The sequence below is a fragment of the Fulvivirga sp. M361 genome (assembly GCF_007097395.1).
In the GTDB taxonomy this organism is placed as follows: domain Bacteria; phylum Bacteroidota; class Bacteroidia; order Cytophagales; family Cyclobacteriaceae; genus Fulvivirga.
In genome coordinates, this window is record NZ_VKDC01000079.1 from 1 (window position 1) to 3,784 (window position 3,784).

General features: G+C 38.1%; 4 protein-coding genes. All 4 read left to right on the forward strand.

The features are described 5' to 3' along the window. The coding region (locus FNH22_RS32520) for a hypothetical protein (protein WP_221420397.1) at positions 1–202 on the forward strand (202 nt) is incomplete at its 5' end. Between the two features lie 237 nt (positions 203–439). Beyond that, on the forward strand, positions 440–1,864 hold the full coding sequence (locus FNH22_RS31515) for a hypothetical protein (protein WP_143402522.1): 1,425 nt from the start codon (positions 440–442) through the stop codon (positions 1,862–1,864). A gap of 10 nt (positions 1,865–1,874) precedes the next feature. Beyond that, positions 1,875–2,612, forward strand: a complete 738-nt coding sequence (locus FNH22_RS31520) for an OmpA family protein (protein WP_143402523.1) — start codon at positions 1,875–1,877, stop codon at positions 2,610–2,612. After that, on the forward strand, positions 2,609–3,457 hold the full coding sequence (locus tag FNH22_RS31525) for an HNH endonuclease signature motif containing protein (protein WP_143402524.1): 849 nt from the start codon (positions 2,609–2,611) through the stop codon (positions 3,455–3,457). Before FNH22_RS31520 ends, FNH22_RS31525 begins: the two co-directional genes overlap by 4 nt. Positions 3,458–3,784 lie beyond the last annotated feature (327 nt).

A 3,784-nucleotide genomic window follows, 5' to 3' on the forward strand; every position in this document is an offset into this window, starting at 1 on the left:
GTCAGTACAGACACCGCAGTCTGGCTTACTTCAGTGCGTGGATCACTCCAAACCACCTTGTGCTTACGCTACAGCTTCAGCGACACGCGTGCCACTTGCTTCGCTTCTGGGCACGACCCCAGCGAGTACGGGACTTTCACCCTTTGGAACGCTCAACTTCATGAGCTATATTCACCATTCAAGGCACACACAATGTGTATAAGCAATAGTGGTTTAAGTGTAAACTTGAACCGTTTTTTGCGTTTAATAAGGTATATTGTTATTCGAAAAAAGTAGCCTAAAATCCGCTACTGCTCATACACAAACCGTTAGGTTTCATGCCGTGACGTAGAACCAGCCGCGCATTCAGGCACATTTGGTTTTGCCTGCGCTCAACCCTAACTTAAAAACCAAAAGAGCCTGAATTTCGCCAACGCATAATTTGAATAACCGATTTTAAATGGAAACATACATGTACGTTATTTATGGTCTAATCGTCAGTTGGACTATCTTCTCTCTCTATTATATCCTGAGAGTATGGAGTTTGAAGGATACAAATAGAGTAATTCCATATGTGTATGATTCTATACCAACCGTATTTACAACTTTAGGAATTCTTGGAACCTTCGTTGGAATCTATTTTGGTCTTAGAGAATTTGATGTCGATGATATAACAGGTAGTATCCCTACCCTTTTAGAGGGTCTTAAGACTGCTTTCACAACGTCCATCTGGGGTATTTCCCTATCGCTCATCTTTGGAAAGGCTTCTCAAATTACTTTTAGATATGTAGAATTAAAAGCACCTCCTGCTCCAACAGACGAACTGGCTGCACTTAACGAAATGACAACAATACTTAAAGAGTCAAAGAGTGAATCAAACAGGAATTTTCAACTATTAAACAAATCTCTAATTGGTGAGACTGATGACAGCTTATCAACTCAACTAATCAAGCTTAGAAATCAATTTACAGAAATACAAGATGGTCAGAAACATCAAAATGAAACGCTGACCAATGTTCAAAAGGCATTGGGAGGAGATGGAGAAACAAGCTTGCTTACACAGATTCAGAAATTAAGAGCAGAACAAACTGAGTATTCGAAAGACACCAAAAAGAATATTGACTGGATTGTTGAGTCCATGAATACCAACAATCAATTGATTCAAAAGAAGTTTGATGAATTTTCAGAGTTATTGGCAAAGAACAACACTGAGGCTCTTGTTGAAGTCATGAAAAGCGCTACTGAACAATTTAACTCTCAAATGTCAGCACTTATCGAAAGGTTGGTCCAAGAGAATTTCAAGGAATTGAACAATAGCGTTCAAAGGATGAATAAATGGCAGGAGGAAAACAAAGAAATGATTGTGGAATTGACAAATCAATTCAAGTCGGTTTCACAGGACTTTAAGATTTCCTCAACCGCTATTCTGGAAATAACTGAAAACACCAATAAACTCACAAGTGAAAACAGTCATCTGACCAAACTTATTGAAGAACTTCAAAAAGTAATGATTGAGGATACCAAGTTTTCTGAAATTATCAGTAACCTAACCGACACTATTGAAACCCTTAAAGAAAACACTGAGGCATTTGATGAAACCACTAACCGACTGAATGAATGGGTAAAAGCAGAGCATAATTTCAAAGACTCAGTTGAAATTCTAATAGACAGACTTTATGAAATTGAGAAGATAAAAGATATAAATGGTGAGTTTTGGAAAAACACCGAAACACAGCTCAATAAAGGTTTAGGAATCATTACACAAGCTTCTAGTGAACTCCGAGATAATCTGGATGAAATCAGTGATGAGTTCAAAGAGCAATTGAACCAAACCCTTACCAGTTTGGATCAGCTTATCCAACGAATTATTGCTAACTACAATTAACCACTGAAAAATGGGTTTGACAAAAGGCAATAATAAAGGTGGCGAAAGCAATTGGATTTCCTTTTCGGATATTATGACGGGGCTAATGGTAATCTTTATGTTTATTGCCATTTCTTATATCGTTGAGGTCCAAAAAAAGCAAAAAGAAAGAGATGTCATTTTCGAAGAATTCAAGGCAACCAAAGAGCAACTTTATTCTGAGCTTGAAAAAACATTCAAGGACGATTTTAAAGAATGGCAAGTTGAATTAGATAAGGACTTATCTATAAAATTCACAAATCCTGAAGTGTTATTTGAATCAGGTCAAACTAGCATCAGGCCATATTTTTCTAAAATTCTGGACGAATTTCTTCCTCGCTATTTTGACATATTACTTCAAGACAAGTACCAAGACAAAATAGCCGAGATAAGAATCGAAGGACACACGGATGTTGTACCGGCATATCGGTATGATATGGATCCATATATCGGAAATATTATCCTTTCACAACTTCGTTCCGCTCAAGTGCTTAAGCATTTTAGAAATATGACCTACTATAAAAACCTAAACTCCTCCGTGGAGCAAAGGCTTCAGTTTTGGTTAACAGCAAATGGCTTGTCCTATGGGAGAACTTTGGACGATAACAAAGAATTAACTGTAATCAGTGGCAACCCAGCCAACAATACTTATTCAAGAAGGGTAGAATTTAGAATAATCACAACTAGTGAAAGGCTAGTAGATAAGGTCATAAAGGAACTTTCAAAATGAACCTGCACAATTTCAACATTAGCCACAATTATCTCGATTCGGTTGGGGTTGCTAGATTAAGCGAATATGCGAACAATGTTCTAATTGGTAGGATTGATTTAACAGAACAGGAAAATCTAGGAAACATTGATTGGCGTGAAGATGGAGTTTATTTAAATGTCAATGGGAATTATCAAAAAGGATTCATGTACAATAAAGACTACCGTATCTCTGATTATGGTAATCCAAAATTCCACCTTTTCAAATGTGAAGTAATCGAAGGCTTTATAAACCGCGGACAGTTTAATGGCTACTATTATTGGTCAAACTCTCCTTCCGTAACTGTAACTCAACGGGGAACTAACATTGAATACGAAAACGAGACTTTAGAATTGTGCTCAAAATGCAGGTCAATTCTCAGAACGAGAAACCTAGAACTAGTTGGAGATACTGAAGACTTTCACAACACATTGGAGTTTCAGCAAGAGACAATTGAACCGACTAGGGAAGTCGACATTTTCGGTCGGCCATTCAATTGGCAAAAAATATCAACAGCATACAAGAAGTCTGTAGACTATACATGTGAAAGCTGTGGGTTTGGTGGCTCTGATTTGGAAAGCAATTATGATAAGAGGTTTATTGACACTGACCACATAACAGGATGGGAATTAACAAACACTGAAAAATCCAATCTGATGTGTTTGTGTAAATTATGTCATGCTTATAAAGATGATGTACACATTGAAAATTTCAACAAGAGAAGATTGAAAATAGAACTCAAGGCTTTTGTGAACAAGTACAGAAACATCCTGGATATTAAAAACACAGAACTTTTAAGGCGTTATGATAGAGAAAACCCCTCATAAGCCATACACATTGTCAGGTCACACTAACCAACCCACAAACCAAAACCTGCCAAAGAGTATGGCCGCCCCACCGCACTGGACGAACGATCTAACATGAACGCAGAAACGGAACGCAGAAATATGCACGAAAACCTAATCGAGTAGACGGCCGTGAGCTATAAGCCCACGGTGCGCCTCTCACACCACCCAGCGTACGGGTCTCATACTGGGCGGTTCGTAAAGTATAAGGCTATCGCTCTTTACACCAATAGCCTCTTTCCGCTACTTTTAAGATAAGGCTATCCCGAAAACTTTCGGGACTCCTTATCGAATTTTCGCTTCACAATA

Coding starts and splice junctions, on each gene's coding strand:
- FNH22_RS31520 (WP_143402523.1), top strand. CDS start 1,875: ATGGGTTTGACAAAAGGCAATAATAAAGGTGGCGAAAGCAATTGGATT.
- FNH22_RS31525 (WP_143402524.1), top strand. CDS start 2,609: ATGAACCTGCACAATTTCAACATTAGCCACAATTATCTCGATTCGGTT.
- FNH22_RS31515 (WP_143402522.1), top strand. CDS start 440: ATGGAAACATACATGTACGTTATTTATGGTCTAATCGTCAGTTGGACT.